The sequence below is a fragment of the Streptomyces sp. NPDC005878 genome (assembly GCF_040629815.1).
Taxonomy (GTDB): domain Bacteria; phylum Actinomycetota; class Actinomycetes; order Streptomycetales; family Streptomycetaceae; genus Streptomyces.
The window spans coordinates 1-15,755 of record NZ_JBEXWK010000007.1; the positions used below are offsets into that span (position 1 = coordinate 1).

17 protein-coding genes and 1 riboswitch are annotated in these 15,755 nt (G+C 73.2%); of the genes, 7 read left to right on the top strand and 10 right to left on the bottom strand.

Going from position 1 to position 15,755, the window contains the following annotated elements; genetic code table 11:
* Positions 1 to 220 precede the first annotated feature (220 nt).
* A complete protein-coding gene (locus tag ABZ404_RS13665) occupies positions 221 to 475 on the top strand; it encodes a (2Fe-2S)-binding protein (RefSeq protein WP_358836182.1) in 255 nt (84 codons plus the stop codon).
* A 21-nt stretch (positions 476 to 496) separates the two neighbouring features.
* Here the strand turns inward: ABZ404_RS13665 and bfr are convergent, their stop codons facing one another.
* Complete coding sequence (bfr, locus tag ABZ404_RS13670; protein WP_188274092.1) at positions 497 to 976, bottom strand: bacterioferritin; 480 nt, start codon at positions 974 to 976, stop codon at positions 497 to 499.
* Positions 977 to 1,130: 154 nt separating this feature from the next.
* On the opposite strand from bfr, the gene ABZ404_RS13675 reads away from it, so the two are divergent.
* Positions 1,131 to 1,763 (top strand): sulfite oxidase-like oxidoreductase, encoded by a 633-nt coding sequence (locus tag ABZ404_RS13675; RefSeq protein ID WP_358836181.1) that lies wholly within the window; start codon positions 1,131 to 1,133, stop codon positions 1,761 to 1,763.
* Between the two features lie 55 nt (positions 1,764 to 1,818).
* Here the strand turns inward: ABZ404_RS13675 and ABZ404_RS13680 are convergent, their stop codons facing one another.
* The 6 genes from ABZ404_RS13680 to thiO form a co-directional block, all read right to left on the bottom strand.
* Positions 1,819 to 2,427 carry a DUF4396 domain-containing protein gene (locus ABZ404_RS13680; protein WP_358836180.1) on the bottom strand — a complete coding sequence of 203 codons (609 nt, stop codon included), beginning with the start codon at positions 2,425 to 2,427 and terminating at the stop codon, positions 1,819 to 1,821.
* 81 nt (positions 2,428 to 2,508) lie between these two features.
* Entirely contained in the window at positions 2,509 to 3,360 is an 852-nt protein-coding gene (locus ABZ404_RS13685) for a deoxyribonuclease IV (protein WP_358836179.1), read from the bottom strand.
* Between the two features lie 8 nt (positions 3,361 to 3,368).
* Positions 3,369 to 5,345: a Stk1 family PASTA domain-containing Ser/Thr kinase gene (gene pknB / locus ABZ404_RS13690; protein WP_358836178.1), complete on the bottom strand. Its 1,977-nt coding sequence runs from the start codon at positions 5,343 to 5,345 to the stop codon at positions 3,369 to 3,371.
* A 431-nt stretch (positions 5,346 to 5,776) separates the two neighbouring features.
* On the bottom strand, positions 5,777 to 6,571 hold the full coding sequence (locus ABZ404_RS13695) for a thiazole synthase (RefSeq protein ID WP_358836480.1): 795 nt from the start codon (positions 6,569 to 6,571) through the stop codon (positions 5,777 to 5,779).
* A 2-nt stretch (positions 6,572 to 6,573) separates the two neighbouring features.
* On the bottom strand, positions 6,574 to 6,789 hold the full coding sequence (thiS, locus tag ABZ404_RS13700) for a sulfur carrier protein ThiS (protein WP_358836481.1): 216 nt from the start codon (positions 6,787 to 6,789) through the stop codon (positions 6,574 to 6,576).
* Positions 6,786 to 7,982, bottom strand: coding sequence for a glycine oxidase ThiO (gene thiO / locus ABZ404_RS13705; protein WP_358836482.1), 1,197 nt, complete (start codon positions 7,980 to 7,982; stop codon positions 6,786 to 6,788). The genes thiS and thiO overlap by 4 nt, the downstream gene beginning before the upstream one ends.
* Positions 7,980 to 8,093: riboswitch (TPP riboswitch) on the bottom strand. Its footprint overlaps the gene before it by 3 nt.
* A 196-nt stretch (positions 8,094 to 8,289) precedes the next feature.
* Between thiO and ABZ404_RS13710 the strand changes: the two genes are divergently transcribed.
* The 5 genes from ABZ404_RS13710 to ABZ404_RS13730 all read left to right on the top strand — a co-directional run bounded on the left by ABZ404_RS13710 (position 8,290) and on the right by ABZ404_RS13730 (position 12,547).
* Entirely contained in the window at positions 8,290 to 9,453 is a 1,164-nt protein-coding gene (locus ABZ404_RS13710; RefSeq protein WP_358836489.1) for an FAD-dependent oxidoreductase, read from the top strand.
* A 43-nt stretch (positions 9,454 to 9,496) separates the two neighbouring features.
* Positions 9,497 to 9,862 (top strand): Rv2175c family DNA-binding protein, encoded by a 366-nt coding sequence (locus ABZ404_RS13715; protein WP_358836483.1) that lies wholly within the window; start codon positions 9,497 to 9,499, stop codon positions 9,860 to 9,862.
* A gap of 71 nt (positions 9,863 to 9,933) precedes the next feature.
* Complete coding sequence (thiE, locus tag ABZ404_RS13720; protein WP_358836484.1) at positions 9,934 to 10,590, top strand: thiamine phosphate synthase; 657 nt, start codon at positions 9,934 to 9,936, stop codon at positions 10,588 to 10,590.
* 96 nt (positions 10,591 to 10,686) lie between these two features.
* On the top strand, positions 10,687 to 11,604 hold the full coding sequence (gene metF, locus ABZ404_RS13725) for a methylenetetrahydrofolate reductase [NAD(P)H] (RefSeq protein WP_358836485.1): 918 nt from the start codon (positions 10,687 to 10,689) through the stop codon (positions 11,602 to 11,604).
* Positions 11,605 to 11,674: 70 nt separating this feature from the next.
* Complete coding sequence (locus tag ABZ404_RS13730; protein WP_358836486.1) at positions 11,675 to 12,547, top strand: hypothetical protein; 873 nt, start codon at positions 11,675 to 11,677, stop codon at positions 12,545 to 12,547.
* 42 nt (positions 12,548 to 12,589) lie between these two features.
* On the opposite strand, the gene ABZ404_RS13735 is transcribed toward ABZ404_RS13730, so the two are convergent.
* The 3 genes from ABZ404_RS13735 to ABZ404_RS13745 all read right to left on the bottom strand — a co-directional run bounded on the left by ABZ404_RS13735 (position 12,590) and on the right by ABZ404_RS13745 (position 15,727).
* Positions 12,590 to 14,104 carry an NAD(P)/FAD-dependent oxidoreductase gene (locus ABZ404_RS13735; protein WP_358836487.1) on the bottom strand — a complete coding sequence of 505 codons (1,515 nt, stop codon included), beginning with the start codon at positions 14,102 to 14,104 and terminating at the stop codon, positions 12,590 to 12,592.
* Positions 14,105 to 14,158: 54 nt separating this feature from the next.
* On the bottom strand, positions 14,159 to 14,776 hold the full coding sequence (locus ABZ404_RS13740; protein ID WP_358836488.1) for a DUF4126 domain-containing protein: 618 nt from the start codon (positions 14,774 to 14,776) through the stop codon (positions 14,159 to 14,161).
* Positions 14,777 to 15,121: 345 nt separating this feature from the next.
* Complete coding sequence (locus tag ABZ404_RS13745; RefSeq protein ID WP_358837143.1) at positions 15,122 to 15,727, bottom strand: helix-turn-helix domain-containing protein; 606 nt, start codon at positions 15,725 to 15,727, stop codon at positions 15,122 to 15,124.
* Positions 15,728 to 15,755: the final 28 nt, after the last annotated feature.

Sequence of the window (15,755 nt, forward strand, 5' to 3'; positions counted from 1 at the left end):
GGGTGGTGGGGGGTGGGGAGGGGCGTTTATAGCAGGGGATAGAGGGGGGGGGGCGGGGGGGGGGGGCCCCGCCCGGGGGGGGGGGGGGCCCCCCGCCCCCCCCCCCCCCCCACGGGCGTATCCGGGGCTTTTCGTCCCCCGGGACAGCAGGTACGGTTAGGTTAGCCTCACCGAATAGGGGATGGCTGCCGGACCGTTCCTGCCAGGGAGGTGAACCCGCGTGTACGTCTGCTCTTGCTTCGGCATCACCGACAAGCAGGTCGAGCAGCACGCGGCCGCCGGCGCCTGCACCCCGCGCCAGATCGCCTCCGTCACCAAGGCGGGCACGGACTGCGGCTCCTGTGTGCGCACCATCCAGGGTCTGCTGGGCCGGGGTGCCTGCCCGCGCCGGGAGCTGCTGGAGAAGGGCGGGTCCGGCGCGGTCCTCGCCGCCGACCCCGAGCTCGTCGACACCGAGCTCGTCGACGCCGCCTGAAGCCTGGGCGCGGGCCCCGGCCTAGCTCTCCGGCTGCTCGATGAGCTGCGCGATGTACAGCGCCTCACCGAGCTTCTCGACCAGTTCGAGCTGGGTGTCGAGGTAGTCGATGTGGTGCTCCTCGTCCGCCAGGATCGACTCGAAGATGTTCGCCGAGGTGATGTCGCCCTTGGCCCGCATGACCTCGATCCCGCGCTTGAGGCGGTCGATCGCCTCGACCTCCACCTGCCGGTCCGCCTGGAACATCTCGGTGACCGTCTGCCCGACCCGGACGTGGAAGAGCCGCTGGTAGTTGGGCAGCCCGTCCAGGAACAGGATCCGGTCGGTCAGCACCTCGGCGTGCTTCATCTCGTCGAACGACTCGTGGCGCGTGTACTTGGCGAGCTTCGTCCAGCCGAAGTTCTCCTGCATCTTCGCGTGCAGGAAGTACTGGTTGATCGCGGTCAGCTCGGCGGTCAGCTGCTCGTTCAGGAACTCGATGACCTCGGGGTCGCCCTGCATCGCAGAGGCTCCTTCCACACGGGTGAGGGGCAGATTCGCGCGCATCCTCGCATCGCGTGCGGGGAGCGTCCAGTAAGTGCACGCTTAGTAGGAGTTGCCCGAATCGGGGCGCCGCTGGTCATGACCACCCCTCGCCGTCTGTCACCATGGAGGCATGGGTCAGCCGGAACGCCCGGAGCAACGGGGAGCAGCGCAGTCGGAGCTTCCCCCGGGGCAGCGGCTCCAGCGCGGCTGGCCGGTCACCCACTACGGTCCGGTGCCCCGGTTCAAGCCGGAGCGGTGGGAGTTCCGGGTCTTCGGGGCCACCGCCGACGGCGACAAGCACTGCTGGAACCACGAGGAGTTCACGGCCCTGCCCTTCGCCACCGTCGTCGCGGATCTTCACTGTGTCACGAAGTTCTCGATGCTGGGGGCCGAATGGGGCGGAGTCCTCGCGCGCACGGTCGCAGAACTCGCGCCGCCCGCCCCGGATGTCACCCATGTGATGGTCTGGGCCGAGTACGGCTTCAGCTCCAATCTGCGCCTCGCCGACTTCCTCTCCGACCGCACGGTCTTCGCCACCCACAAGGGCGGCGACCTGCTGACCGCGGAGCACGGTTTCCCGGTACGGCTGGTCGTCCCGCACCTGTACGCCTGGAAGGGCCCGAAGTGGGTCCGCGGCATCGAGTACATGACGGCGGACCGGCGGGGCTTCTGGGAGGAGCGGGGCTACCACAACGTCGGTGACCCCTGGCGGGAGCAGCGCTACTCGTACCAGGAAGAGCCCGGGGACGGCCCCGAGCTCTGACTCCTGGTGCGTGACGTGCGTACGGTACGTGTGGTGCGTGGCGTGACCGCGGTGCTCAGTGGTGGTACTGGTGCACCACCGCGTGGCCCTTGCCGCGCCCGATCATCCACTTGTTGACCGGTGTGGTGATCACGAAGGCGAGTGCCAGCGAGACCGCGAGCGAGCCCCAGAACAGCGCGTCCGAGAGCGTCGCGTCCATGGCGGACGGCCAGAGGGCGATCACTCCGTTGTCGATCAGCTCCATGACGGCGATGGAGAGGGTGTCGGCGGCGAGCGCGACCTTGAACGCGGTGCCGAAGTCGACGCCGGCGCGGGTGATGCCGCGCAGGGTGAGCGAGTAGCCGAAGAAGAAGGCCAGCGCGATGGCCAGCACCATCGTCGGCATGTTGCCCCAGCCGAGCGCGGTGCCCACGATCATGCCGAGCACCTCGCCGATGGCGCACCCGGTGAGGCAGTGCAGGGTGGCCTGGGCGGCCATCGACCAGCTGACCTTGCCGCCGCCGTGGGCGTGGGCGTGGTGTTCGCCGTGGCCGTGGTGTTCGCCGTGGCCCTCATGGCCCTCATGACTCTGGGGGGCCTCGTGGCTCTGGTCTACCTCGTGGCCCTCGTTCGGGCCGTGCTCGTGGTGGCCGTGCTCGGTGTGCGTGTGCGCCTCGTGCCGCATGACTTCCCCCAACGCCGGATGACCGTTCCTGTCGATAACAGGAACGGTATACCCCCTAGGGGTATTCCTCAAGAGAGGGAATCAGGTCCGCAGGGACTTCAGCAGCGCCACGTCCGCCGCTTGTCCCTCCTTCCCGCCGGGCGTCTCGATGATCAGCGGTACGCCCTCGGTCGCCGGGTGTCCGAGCAGTTCGCCGAACGGCTCGGCGCCTATGTGGCCCGCGCCGATGTTCACGTGTCGGTCCAGGTGCGAGTCGACGCCCTCCTTGGAGTCGTTGGCGTGGATCAGCTTCAGCCGCCCCGCGCCTACGGTCTCCACCAGCAGGTCCAGGGTCTGCGCCGCCCCGCCGGGCGCGGCCAGGTCGTGCCCGGCGGCGTGGATGTGGCAGGTGTCCAGGCAGACGCCGAGCCGGGGGTGGGCGTCCAGCGCCTCGAAGTACGGGCCGAAGTCCCAGGTCCGCGAGCACAGCGAGGACCCCTGCCCGGCCGTCGACTCCAGCAGCAGGAACGGGTCGTCGTCGTGGGTGAGCTCGTCCAGGAGGGGCAGCAGCCGCTCCCGTACCTGAGCCAGCGCCTCGGCGCGCGGCCTGCCGCCGGTCGCCGAGCCGGTGTGCACGACCACGCCGAGCGCGCCGATCTCGCGGCCCCGGCGCAGCGAGTGCCGCAGCGACTCCACCGACCGCTCGGCCGTCGCCTCGGTGTGCGAGCCGAAGTTGATCAGGTACGGGGCGTGGACGTACGCGGAGATGCCCCCGGCGGCGCACTCCGCGCGGAACTTCTCGTCCTGGGCCGGGTTGCCGGGCGGTGTCGCCCAGCCGCGCGGGTTGGCGACGAAGACCTGGACGGTCTCGGCGCCGATGTCGCGCGCGTAGGCGAGGCCGGTCGTGGCGAGGCCGCCGGCCACGGGCACATGGCCGCCGATGGGGTTGCGCATGGGGTGGTTCAGAGTCCCTTGGTCTTGATGGTGATGGTGGAGCCCTCGGGCGCCTGGGAGCCGGCCTCGACGGACTGGCTCGCGATCTCGTCGCTGAGGAACGGGAAGCCGTGGTCGACCTTGACCTTGAAGCCGGCCTTCTCCAGTTCCTTCTTGGCGTCGTCGCTCTTCTTGCCGGTCACCTTGGGCACCGTGACCATCCGCGGGCCCTTGGAGACGGTGAGCGTGACCGTGTCGCCCTTGGCGAGGCGGGAGCCCTCGGCCGCGGACTGGGCGGCGACGCTGCCCGCCTCCTCCGGCGAGTTGACCTGCTCGGGCGCGATGGTGACCTCCAGGCCCGCGTCCTTCAGGGCGGAGGTGGCGTCCTCCACCGAGTCCCCGACGACGCCGGGGGTCTCGATCGGGGCGCCCTTGCTGACGACGAGGGCGACCGCGGTGTCCGCGCGGCGCCGGGCGCCGGCGGCCGGTTCGGTGCTGACGACCGAGCCCTGGTCGATGTCCTCGTCGAACTCCTCGGTGACCGCGCCCGGGGTGAGCCCCGCGTCGGTCAGGGCCTTCTTGGCGTCGTCCAGCGACTTGCCGCCGATGTCCGGGACCTTGACCATCTCGGGTCCACTGGAGATCACGACGGTCACCGAGGCGTTGCCGCGCACGCGCGCGCCCGTCTCCGGGTCCGTCTCGATCACCGTGCCGCGCTTGACGGTGTCGCTGTGGCGGCGGTCGACCTTCTTCACCGACAGGCCCGCGTCCTCCAGCCGCTTCTTGGCGGCGCTCTCGCTCTGCCCGATGACGGCGGGGACGTGGGTGAACTGGCCGGAGTTGATGTACCAGACCCCGGCGCCGACCCCCAGGACCAGCAGCACGGCGGCGATCACCGTGATCAGGCCGCGCCGGCCGTTCAGGACGAGGCGGGTCCGGCCGCCCCGCGCGCGCGTGGGGACGGCCTCGGGCGGCGGCAGGGTGAGCCGGCTGGTGCGGTTGACAGGGTCCTGCTCGGCGGGGAGCGGGGCGGCGCCGGGGGTGGGCGGGGTGCCCCGGGGCGGGGTCGCGGCCGCGCGCGGTATGACGCTCGTACGGTCCTCGGAGCCGGTGGTCCGGGCCGTCGGCAGGGCCTGCGGGGGCTCCGCGTCCAGTTGCTCGTCGGTGAGCGCGGCACGGGCCGCGTGGGTCTGCGCGAGCAGGCCCACCGCGTCGTACGGCCGCGCGTCGGGGTGGCGGGCGGTCGCCGACGCCACCAGCTCGTCCAGCTCCAGGGCGAGACCGGGCACGGCGGCGGACGGGGCGGGCACGCCCTCGTGGAGGTGGGCGTAGAGGATCTGGGCGGCGTTCTCGCCGGAGTGCGGCTTGGCGCCGGTGAGCATCTCGTAGAGCACGACGCCGCACGCGTAGACGTCCGCGCGGGTGTCCGCGGTGCCGTGCTCGATCTGCTCGGGGGCGAGGTAGGAGACGGTGCCGAGGACGCTCCCGGTGGTGCTGGTGACCGCGTCCACGGCCCTGACCAGGCCGAAGTCGGCGACCTTGACCCGGCCGTCGTCCCCTATCAGCACGTTCTCCGGCTTCATGTCCCGGTGGACGAAGCCGGCGCGGTGGGCCGCGCCGAGCGCGGCCAGGACCGGCTCCAGGATGTCCAGGGCGGCCCGGGGCTGGAGGGCGCCGCGCTCGCGCAGCACGTCGCGCAGGGTGCAGCCCGCCACGTACTCCATCGCCAGGTAGACGTATCCGCCGTCGGTGCCCTGGTCGAAGACGCCGACCACGTTGGGGTGGGCGAGCCGGGCGACGGACTTGGCCTCGCGGATGAACCGCTCCACGAACGAGCCGTCGGCGGCGAGGGCCGGGTGCATCACCTTGAGGGCGAGCACCCGGTCGAGCCGGGTGTCGACGGCCCGGTAGACCGTGGCCATACCGCCGACGGCGATGCGTGCCTCGACGCGGTAGCGGCTGTCGAGCACCTGCCCGACGAGCGGGTCCTGAAGGGTCGTATCCACGCAGCAGAGTCTACGAGCGGCCTCGGACACCCCTGCCGTCCCGGGTGGGGGTGGGGCGGGACTGAAGCGGAGCTGTGACGTGGGGGGTGGGGTGGGGGGGGTGGTCTTCGTCTGCGGGTGGTGGGGGGTTGCTCGCGCAGTTCCCCGCGCCCCTGGGGTGGCCGGGGTGAATCCTCGGCGGCGGTCGGGCCACCCGATGGGCCCGCAGGGCCCTCTCAGGGGCGCGGGGAACTGCGCGACCAGCCCCCACCGGCCCGCAGACGAGAACGCGCCCCACCCGCCCCGCAGCCCCCCGCCCCGCAGGCACCCCACCCCAAGGGGCGCGGGGAACCGCGTGAGCAACCACCCGCTGCGGGCACACGAACAGCGACCCAGGACCGCCCCGCAGCCGAGCGCACCCCACCTGGCCCGGCCCGCCGCCAGGCGCCCCCTCAGAACGCCGGGCGTTCCGGGTCCAGGGCCGCTCGGCCCTCGCGTGGTGACGACGCCTCGGCGAAGTGGCGGCGGGGGATGCGGCCCGCCCGGTACGCCAGGCGCCCCGCCTCCACCGCGTACCGCATCGCCTCCGCCATCAGCACCGGCTCCTGCGCGCGCGTGACCGCCGAGGCGAGCATCACCGCCGAGCACCCCAGCTCCATGGCGAGCGCCGCGTCGGAGGCCGTGCCCGCGCCCGCGTCCAGGATGACCGGGACGGTGGCGCGGTCCACGATCAGCTCGAAGTTGTGCGGGTTGCGGATGCCCAGCCCGGAGCCGATGGGGGAGCCCAGCGGCATGATCGCCGCGCACCCCACGTCCTCCAGCCGCCGGGCCAGCACCGGGTCGTCGCTGGTGTACGGCAGCACCGTGAATCCGTCGTCGACCAGCACTTCCGCCGCGTCGAGCAGCTCGACCGGATCGGGCAGCAGGGTGCGCTCGTCGGCGACCACCTCCAGCTTCACCCAGTCCGTGCCGAGCGCCTCGCGCGCGAGGCGGGCGGTGAGGACCGCCTCCCCGGCGGTGAAGCAGCCGGCCGTGTTCGGCAGGACGGAGATGCCGAGCTTCTCCAGGACGGACAGGACCGAGCCCTGCACGGTCGGGTCGAGGCGGCGCATCGCGACGGTCGTCAGCTCCGTGCCGGAGGCGGCGAGCGAGCGCTCCAGGACGTCCAGGCTCGGCGCCCCGCCGGTGCCCATGATCAGCCGCGAGGTGAAGGTCGTACCGCCGAGGGAGAACAGGTCGTCGGCCATGGTCAGCCCCCCTGCACGGCGGTCAGGACCTCGACGCGGTCACCGTCGCCGAGCGTGGTCGCGGCCCACCGGCCGCGCGGCACCACCGTCTCGTTGACGGCGGCGGCGACCCCGGCGGGCGCGGGCGTCAACGTGGAGACGAGGACGTCGAGGGTGGTGCCGGCGGCGAGGTCGCGCGCCTCGCCGTTCACGGACACGGTCGTCAAGGAGGCGGTCATACGGTCAGCTCCTGCGGTACGGACTCCGCCGGGGCGGAGGTGAAACGGCCGGGGGTGAAGGGGCGCGCCTCGGCGGGCAGTTCGCCGGTGGCCAGCGCGTGCGCCAGGGCGTCGCCGGTGACGGGGGTGAGCAGCACCCCGTTGCGGTAGTGGCCGGTGGCCAGGTGCAGACCGGGCAGCGCGGTCGGGCCGAGCAGCGGCGCGTTGTCGGGGGAGCCGGGGCGCAGCCCGGCGCGGGTCTCGGTGAGCGGGAGCTCGGTGATGCCGGGCACCAGCTCGTGCGCGTCGCGCAGCAGTTCGTAGACGCCGCCGGCGGTGACGGTGGTGTCCCAGCCCAGCTCCTCGCTGGTGGCGCCGACCACGAGCTCGCCGTCGGCGCGCGGCACCAGGTAGACGTGGCTGCCGCGGACCACCGCGCGGACCGTGCGGGACAGGAACGGGGCGTACGCGGGCGGCACGGTCAGCCGCAGCACCTGGCCCTTGACCGGGCGTACGGGAGGGCGCACCTCGTCCGGGAGCCCGGCGAGCCGGGCGCTGAGGCTGCCGCCCGCGAGGACGACCTGGTCGGCGGCGAGCGCGGTGCCGTCGGCCAGGACCGCCCCCGCGGCCCGCTCGCGGACCACCGAGAGCCGTTCGGCCCGGCCGTGGTGGAACTCCACCCCGGCCCGCTCGCAGGCCGCCAGAAGGGCCCTGGCGAGGCGGCGCGGGTCGATCTGGTGGTCGCCGTCGACCCGCAGACCGCCGCGCACCCCGGGCGCCAGCATCGGCTCCAGGCGGCGGCACTCGCGCCCGGTGAGCCACTGGGAGTCGAGCCCGAGGCGCTGCTGGAGCGCGTGCAGCTCGCGCAGATGGGCGCGGTCGTCGGCGTCCAGGGCGACCGCGAGGGTGCCGCAGGCGCGGTAGCCGGTGGTGAGGCCGCTCGCCTCCTCCAGCTCGGCCACGAAGTCCGGGTAGCGCCGGGCGGAGGCCAGGTTGAGGCCGAGGAGGGTCTCCTCGCCGTAGTGGAGCTCGGTGACGGCGGCGAGCATGCCGGCCGCGACCTGGGCGGCGCCGCCGCCGGGCGCGGGGTCGGCGAGCGCGGTGCGCATACCTTGCCGCGCGGCCCGCCAGGCCGTGACGAGGCCGATGATGCCGCCACCGATCACCAGCACGTCCGACCCGTGGGGAACTGCCCCTTTTCGGGATGAATGCATGGGCGTCCAGCCCCTCCCTTCGCCGGCATGACCCGGATCAGGTTCGTACGGTCGGAGGCCGCCGCAGCCTCCCTCTCAGCCCGGTGCGTCCGGGCTCCCGCGAGATGGTTGTCGTGCCGCCGCGCGTCCCGGGGCCGGGGCCTCGGAGCGCGGACGGTACGTCGGCCAGACTAACCCCAGCGGCCCATCGGCAGTAGGGAGCGTCCGGGCCGGGCTGTCTGACGATTCGTCAGCTGTTTATGGTGATCGGGTGAGCGAACAGCAGACGCATGCGGAACAGCGGCACGTGGTGGTCGTCGGCGCGGGCATGGCCGGGGTCCAGACCGCGGTGGCCCTGCGCGAACAGGGCTTCCCCGGCCGGATCACCCTCATCGGCGCCGAACCCCACCAGCCCTACGACCGGCCCCCGCTCTCCAAGGCGGTGCTGCTCGGCAAGGCCGAGAGCTCGGCCTTCGAGGTGGACTTCGAGGGCCTCGGCGTGGAGCTGCGCCTGGGCGAGCCGGTCACCGGCGTACGCGCGCGTGAGCACGAGGTCGACACCGCGGCCGGGCCCGTCCCGTACGACGCGCTGGTGATCGCCTCCGGCGCCGAACCCCTCACCCTGCCCGGCATCGAGGACCTTCCGGACGTCCATCTGCTGCGCACCCTCGACGACGCGGGACGGCTGCGGGCGGTGCTCGGCGCGCAGCGGCGCGTCGTGGTCGTCGGGGCGGGCTGGATCGGCGCCGAGTTCGCCACGGCCGCGCGCGAGGCGGGCTGCGCGGTCACCGTCGTCGAGGCCGCGGACCGCCCGCTCGCGGGCGCGCTGCCTGCCGAGGTCACCGAGCCGATGGCCGCCTGGTACGCGGAGAGCGGCGCGGAACTGCTCACCCACGCGCGCGTGGCGGCCGTCGAGCCCGGGGCCGTCGTCCTCGCTGACGGCCGCAGGCTGCCCGCCGACGCGGTCGTCGTCGGCATCGGCGCCCGGCCCACCACCGACTGGCTGGCGGGCACCGGCATCGAGCGCGGGGCGGAGGGCGCGGTCACCGCCGACGACCGGCTGCGCACCTCCCTGCCGGACGTCTACGCGGTCGGCGACTGCGCTTCCTTCCCCTCGGGCCGGTACGGCGAGCGGCTGCTCATCCACCACTGGGACAACGCCCTCCAGGGGCCGCGCACGGTGGCCGCGGACATCATCGGCGAGGCGGTCCTCCCGTACGACCCGGTGCCCTACTTCTGGTCCGAGCAGTTCGGCAGGTTCGTGCAGTACGCCGGTCACCACGGCGGGGCCGACCGGCTGCTGTGGCGGGGGGACCCGGCGGGCGCCGCCTGGTCGGTCTGCTGGCTGCGCGAGGACGTGCTCGTCGCCCTCCTGGCCGTCGGCCGACCGCGCGATCTGGCGCAGGGCCGCAAGCTCATCGAGGCAGGTGCGAGGCTGGATCCGGTCCGCGCCGCCGACCCGTCCGTCCCCCTCAAGGCGGCACTCGGCTGACCTCCGGCTACCGAGTGTCAGTCCGGGATGGCACGCTTGTCCCGTGACCGAGATTGACGCGAAAACCGATGCACTCGTCCCCGCCTGGCTCCACCTCCCCGACATCGCCGAGATGCTCGACGTTGAGGTGACGCGAGTGCGGCAGCTGGTCAAGGAGGGCCAGCTCATCGCCGTGCGCCGCGGTGAGAACAGGACGCTGCAGGTGCCCGCCGCCTTCATCGACGGCGACAAGGTCGTGAAGGGCCTCAGCGGCACCCTCACCCTCCTGCGGGACGACGGCTACTCCGACCAGGAGATGCTGGAGTGGCTCTTCACCCCCGACCCGACCCTGCCCGGCACCCCCGCGCAGGCCCTGAGCGAGAATCGCGGCACGGAGGTGAAGCGCCGCGCCCAGGCGCTCGCCGTCTGACCCGATCGCCACCAGGTGCGGCGCGGACCGGTCCCCCGGCCCGCGCCCACCGCATCCCACGGGGGACCTTCATGCCCACGGCCCGTGAGCGGCTCGCCGACGCCCGCCTGTACCTCTGCACGGACGCGCGCAGGCGCCAGGGCGACCTGCCCGCCTTCCTGGACGCGGTGCTCTCCTCGGGCGTGGACATCGTCCAGCTGCGGGACAAGGGCATGGAGGCCGCCGAGGAGCTGGAGCACCTCGCCGTCTTCGCCGACGCCTGCCGCCGGCACGGCAAGCTGCTCTCGGTCAACGACCGGGCCGACGTGGCGCACGCCATCGGCGCGGACGTGCTGCACCTGGGCCAGGGCGACCTGCCGGTCCCGGCCGCCCGGGCGATCCTGGGCGACGAGGTCCTGATCGGCCGCTCCACACACGCCGACGCGGAGGCCTTCGCGGCGGCCGTCGAGCCGGGCGTGGACTACTTCTGCACGGGCCCCTGCTGGCCCACCCCCACCAAGCCCGGCCGCCACGCCCCGGGCCTGGACCTGGTGCGCTACACGGCCTCGCTCGCCACCGAGCGCCCCTGGTTCGCGATCGGCGGCATCGACGCCGCCAACCTCGACGAGGTGCTCGACGCGGGCGCCGAGCGGATCGTGGTGGTCCGTGCGATCACCGAGGCCGACGACCCGGCCGAGGCGACGGCGAAGCTCGCCGGGCGCATACGTGAACGGCTGGTGGCCCCCTAGCGGCCGGTTGTCCGAGGGATGGACAAGAGTCCGACCATACGGACAATTTACCCCGGTCTTGTTGGGGGACCGCCAGGCCCTGGCTAACCTGCCGTTATGGCCCTTGGCACTGCTTCCACCAGGACGGACCACGCACGCACCGTGCGCGAGATGCTCGCGACCGGTGAGACGACGTACTCGTTCGAGTTCTGGGCGCCCAAGACCGAGAAGGGCGAGCGCAACCTCTGGAACGCGCTGCGCCGGGTGGAGGCGGTGGCCCCGAGCTTCGTCTCCGTGACCTACGGCGCGGGCGGCTCCACCCGCTCCGGCACCGTCAAGGCCACCGAGCAGATCGCCGCCGACTCCACGCTGACCCCGGTCGCCCACCTCACGGCCGTCGGGCACTCGGTCGCCGAGCTGCGCAACATGATCGGCCAGTACGCGGACGCCGGGATCCGCAACATCCTCGCAGTCCGGGGCGACCCGCCCGGCGATCCGATGGGCGAATGGGTCAAGCACCCCGAGGGCGTCACCTACGCGGCGGACCTGGTCCGCCTCATCAAGGAGTCGGGCGACTTCTGCGTCGGCGTCGCGGCCTTCCCGGAGATGCACCCGCGCTCCACCGCATGGGACACCGACGTACGGCACTTCGTCGACAAGTGCCGGGCCGGCGCGGACTACGCCATCACGCAGATGTTCTTCCGGCCCGAGAGCTATCTGCGGCTGCGCGACAAGGCCGCGGCGGCGGGCTGCACGACCCCGATCATCCCCGAGGTCATGCCGGTGACCAGCGTGAAGCAGCTGGAACGGCTGCCCCAGCTCAGCAACGCCGAGTTCCCGCCCGAGCTGAAAGAGCGGATCCTCGCCGTCAAGGACGATCCGGCCGCTGTACGCTCCATTGGCATCGAGTTCGCCACGGAGTTCTGCGCGCGGCTGCTCGCCGATGGCGTACCCGGGTTGCACTTCATTACCCTCAACAACTCCACGGCGACACTCGAGATCTACGAGAATCTGGGTCTGCACCAGCAGCCCTGATCAGTCGCATCTGGCGTACCGGCCGACCGTCCCGACAAGGGGGGCGGCGGCCGCCTGGAGAGGGGCGTACATGGGCTGGGCGGTCCTCTACATCGCGTTCGGCGTCGTCGCGCTCTGGCTGCTCGGCGAAGTGCTCCTTCAGTACAAGGCGCGGCTGCGCTGGCGGCTGCTGGCCTTCGCGGGCTTCATGGGCGTGGTCCTGGGCGTGCTCCTGCCGTCGGTCTTCGTGATCATCCTGGGCGCGCTGGCCTTCGCGGTCGGCCAGACCTGCGTGACGCTCTCCTTCCGCCGGGGCTTCTCCACGGGATGGGCGGTCGGCGGCAGGCCGGGTGCCAGCCGTCGTCGCCGCGCGGGTGGCGCGGCCCCGCTGAACGACCCGGTGCTCCAGGTCTCCGACGTCCGGTACGAGGACGGCGAGGGCAGTGCCCCGCAGGGCGCACCGGCGGGCGAGGAGGCCGACCTCGCGGGCGCCGCCCGGGAGGCCGTCTACGAGCCGCAGCCGCTGCCCGACGACACCGGCCAGTACGGCGTCTACAGCGAGAGCGCCCCCGCCGGCGCCCAGCAGCAGTACGCCGGGTTCGACACCGGACAGCAGCAGTTCGCCGACCCCTACGCGAGCCAGTACGACTACGGCACGGACACGGGTCAGCAGAGCTACGCCGCGTACTCCGACCCGTACATCGGCAGCGGCACCACCCAGGGCTACGGCAGCTACGACAGCTATGCCGCGCCCCAGCAGGCCTACGCCGACCCCTACGCCCAGAACTACGGCATGGACACCCCGCCCGGCGGGGTCTGGGTGCCGCAGCAGCGTGACAACGAGCCCCAGCCGTACGCGGAGGAGCAGCCTGCGCCGTACCCGTACAGCGGGGAGTACGGCAACGGGACGGGCGGCGGCACCGGATCCGGTTACCTCAACGAACAGCAGCCGTACCGCTATTGAGTGATCGCCGGGGTGGCCCGGCGGCCCGCTCGACCGTGGCGCTCACTGGGAGCCGCGGAAGTCGTCGCCCTCCACGATCAGGCCGCTGACCAGCGCCCCGGACATCCCGGCATGCGCCAGCCCGCCACCGGGGTGGGCCCAGCCGCCCGCCAGATACAGGCCCGGCAGGCTCGTGCGGTTGCCCGGGTGCAGCCGGGCGGCACCGGCCCCGGCCAGCGAGGGCGCGGGGACCGAGCCGCCCTCGGCGCTGGTCTCGGCCTCGGTGTCCGCGGGGGTGCGCACCACACGCCACAGGACGCGCTCGCCCAGCCCCGGCACCGCCGCCCCGGCGGCCTGGACCAGTGTGTCCGCGTACCGCTCGCGGGTCTGCTCGTCGCTCCAGTCGACCTGGCCGTGCGCGGGCACGGTCGCGGTCAGCGTGACGGCTTCGTGGGCGTCGTCCGGGCGGGTGGACGGGTCGTCGGGGCGCAGCACCGTGACCGTCGGCGGTATCGCCGGGCGGCCGGCGGTGAAGACCGCCTCCGCCTCGGCGGCCGGGTCGGGGGAGTGGACGACCGTGCGGTGCACCGCGTCGGCCGGGCGCCCGCCGCGCAGGGCGAGCAGCACCGTGAACCGCCCGGGGGCCGGGCCGGCCGCCGGACGCACCTCGCCGTCCCCCCACGGCTCGCGCCCGCGCAGCGGGCCCGCACCCGGGCGCGGCTGGGCGGCGAGGACCACGTGGTCCGCCTCCGCCACCTCGCCCGACGCCAGCTCCACGCCCGCCGCGCGGCCGTCCTTCTCGACGATCCCGGTGACCTCGGCGTCGAAGACGAAGGCGACGCGCCGCTTCAGGCACCGCTCGTACACCGCCCGCGCCAGCTCCCGCATACCGCCGCGCACATACCAACTGCCGAAGGTCTGTTCCAGGTACGGCAGCAGGGCGGCACTCGCGGGGGCCGTGCGCGGGTCCAGGCCCTCGGCCAGCGCGTAGCTCGTCAGGAGCGCGGCCAGACGGGCGTCGCCCAGCTCCCATGCGCCGACCTCCGCGAGCGTGGACGCCTGGCGGGGGGAGCGCAGGAGGCGGCGCTGTCTGAGCGCCGGATACGGGTCGCGGGCCAGGACCTGCCAGTCGGCCCAGAGCGGCTCCTCCAGGAGCGGGCGGCGCGAGCGGTCCCAGGCGTCCCGAGCGCGCCCCAGGAAGTCGCCCCATTTCTCGCCCGCCCCCGCGCCGAGCGCTCCGTCCAGCGCCGAGACGACGCCCGCGCGCGAGGCGTTGGGCAGCGAGACGTCCGTGCCGTCGGCGAAGAGGTGGCGGGCGGCGGGGTCGGTGGGCGTGAGCGCGACGCGGTCCTCCAGCGGCTCCTTGCCGGTCTTGAGGAACAGGTCGCGGTAGACCGCGGGCAGGCGCAGCAGACCGGGGCCGGTGTCGAACACGAACCCGTCCCGCTCGACCCTGCCCAGCGCCCCGCCGTACGTCGAAGCGCGCTCGTACACCGTCACCCGGTGGCCTGCCACGGCCAGCCGGGCGGCAGCCGCCATGGCGCCCATCCCGGCGCCGATCACCGCAATCCGTGCCATGCCAGGGACTTTATCGGCCGCCACTGACAACGCCGCCGCGCGGGGCGGGCGGCCTCACCGGGGCGGGCCCGCCTCCCGGGCGGCGGCCAGCCGCCGCTCCTCGCGGAGCTGGGCGCGACGCCGCCGGAAGCGGCGGATCCGGCTCCAGAGGAAGACCAGTATCGCCACGCCCAGCAGGAGCAGGATGCCCGCGATCACGGCCGCGGCGACCGGGTGGAAGATCGCGAAACTGATGATCGCGGCGACGCCGAGGTCCTCGGCGGTGCTCAGCGCGATGTTGCTGAACGGCTCCGGCGAGGTGTTCACCGCCATCCGCGTCCCGGCCTTCACCAGATGGCTCGTCAGCGCCGTCGATCCGCCGATCGCGCCCGCCGCCAGATCCGGCAGCGACCCGCTCTGCCCGGCCAGCAGCGCGCCGACCACGGCCCCCGCCACCGGCCGGATCACCGTGTGCACGGAGTCCCAGACCGAGTCGACGTACGGGATCTTGTCCGCGACGGCCTCGCAGAGGAAGAGCACCCCCGCGACGATCAGGACGTCGGGGCGCTGGAGCGCGTCGGGCACCTCGTCGGTGACCCCGGTCGCGCCGAAGACGCCGAGCAGCAGGACCACCGCGTACGCGTTGATTCCGCTGGCCCAGCCGCTGGTGAACACCAGGGGGAGTACGGACACGGACGTGATCGTAACCAGTTCCGGCTTTCCCGGGCTGGGGTTGAGCACACACGCCTGAGTATCCGTACTCAGGAGAGGAGATGAGTAGTTGCGCGGATGGGGTCCCACCTGCGCGGACGGAAGAGTGGAGGACACGGAAGGGGCAGACGCGCCCGTACCGCCGACACGGGGCGGCGGAACGAGCGCGGCTCCCCCGACCGAACGGGGCACGGGGGGTACGGGGGTACTGAAGTGCCCAGAGCGACGTACGGGGGACGTGTTCCGAAGGAAATACGCCGGTGCGGCGAGGCCCAGGGGGGATCGGGGCCTCGCCGCACCGGTGTGTCCACGCGCGCGTGGCGGCGCTCAGCGTCCGCTGACCCTCCCGTGCAGCAGCCGCGACAGCGCCGCGTGCACCTCGTCCAGGGAGCGCTCGCTCTGGAAGGCCTGCCAGTCGAGCGCCGCCACCAGCACCATCCCGACCAGCGCGGCCGCCGTGAGCGGGATGTCGATCTCCTCGCTCAGCTCGCCCTCCGCGACGGCCTCGCGCAGCACCGTCTCGACGACGGCGACCGCCTCCCGGCGCACCACCATCAAGGTGGACTGCCAGGCACGGTTGGTGCGCCACAGCTCCGCCACGTACAGCTGGGTGAAGGCCGGATAGCGGTGGATGAACTCCAGACCGGCCCGGATCATGGCGTCCAGCGCCTCGACCCTGCTGCCACCGCGCGCGTGGGTGACGTCGGCGGCCTCCTGGAGCGAGGCGGTGAGCAGCCCCACCCCGTGCCGCAGCAGCTCCTCGAACAGCTCGGTCTTGCTCTTGAAGTTGTAGTAGACGGTGCCCTTGGCGACACCGGCCCGCTCCGCGATCTCGTCGACGGTGGTCGCCGAGAACCCCTGCTCGGCGATGAGCGTCACCGCCGCCTCGTAGAGCTTCTGCCGGGTCGCCTGCCGTCTGGTGCTGGACTCCATGCGGTCGATTCTCACAGGTCCGGCGCCC

Excerpts from the sequence above, each read along its gene's own strand:
- ABZ404_RS13695 (WP_358836480.1), bottom strand. The coding sequence starts at position 6,571 with ATGGCCGACGACCTGTTCTCCCTCGGCGGTACGACCTTCACCTCGCGG.
- ABZ404_RS13710 (WP_358836489.1), top strand. The coding sequence starts at position 8,290 with ATGGCCGGGGTCCAGACCGCGGTGGCCCTGCGCGAACAGGGCTTCCCC.
- thiO (WP_358836482.1), bottom strand. The coding sequence starts at position 7,982 with ATGCATTCATCCCGAAAAGGGGCAGTTCCCCACGGGTCGGACGTGCTG.
- ABZ404_RS13745 (WP_358837143.1), bottom strand. The coding sequence starts at position 15,727 with ATGGAGTCCAGCACCAGACGGCAGGCGACCCGGCAGAAGCTCTACGAG.
- thiE (WP_358836484.1), top strand. The coding sequence starts at position 9,934 with ATGCCCACGGCCCGTGAGCGGCTCGCCGACGCCCGCCTGTACCTCTGC.
- metF (WP_358836485.1), top strand. The coding sequence starts at position 10,687 with ATGGCCCTTGGCACTGCTTCCACCAGGACGGACCACGCACGCACCGTG.
- ABZ404_RS13685 (WP_358836179.1), bottom strand. The coding sequence starts at position 3,360 with ATGCGCAACCCCATCGGCGGCCATGTGCCCGTGGCCGGCGGCCTCGCC.
- ABZ404_RS13675 (WP_358836181.1), top strand. The coding sequence starts at position 1,131 with ATGGGTCAGCCGGAACGCCCGGAGCAACGGGGAGCAGCGCAGTCGGAG.
- ABZ404_RS13730 (WP_358836486.1), top strand. The coding sequence starts at position 11,675 with ATGGGCTGGGCGGTCCTCTACATCGCGTTCGGCGTCGTCGCGCTCTGG.
- ABZ404_RS13680 (WP_358836180.1), bottom strand. The coding sequence starts at position 2,427 with ATGCGGCACGAGGCGCACACGCACACCGAGCACGGCCACCACGAGCAC.
- bfr (WP_188274092.1), bottom strand. The coding sequence starts at position 976 with ATGCAGGGCGACCCCGAGGTCATCGAGTTCCTGAACGAGCAGCTGACC.
- thiS (WP_358836481.1), bottom strand. The coding sequence starts at position 6,789 with ATGACCGCCTCCTTGACGACCGTGTCCGTGAACGGCGAGGCGCGCGAC.
- ABZ404_RS13735 (WP_358836487.1), bottom strand. The coding sequence starts at position 14,104 with ATGGCACGGATTGCGGTGATCGGCGCCGGGATGGGCGCCATGGCGGCT.